Genomic DNA, 235 nt, shown 5'->3' on the forward strand with positions numbered 1-235 from the left:
CAGGCAATAGCGACAGCACCCAGGCCGTCAGCATCACGATCGGCCGCGACACGCTCAACCTTTCGGAAAATACGATTCGCTTCCCGAGCCAGCGCCGTGCCGGCGTCGCCGAGCGCGCCGACTTGTATCTGACCTGGCCGGAAATGCAGGGCTACACGAAGAACGACCGCGAACGCTTCGACGACGTCGCCCAGTCGGCCGGCCTCATCTTCCTGCAGATCACCCAAAGCACGAT

Annotated in this window: 1 protein-coding gene; it reads left to right on the top strand. The window is 63.0% G+C overall.

What is annotated here, in order from left to right:
- The coding region (locus tag SB724_RS21820) for a hypothetical protein (RefSeq protein ID WP_410573165.1) at nt 1-235 on the top strand (235 nt) is incomplete at both ends.

The sequence above is a fragment of the Bacillus sp. SIMBA_031 genome (assembly GCF_046535225.1).
Taxonomy (GTDB): Bacteria; Bacillota; Bacilli; order Bacillales; family Bacillaceae; genus Bacillus; species Bacillus velezensis.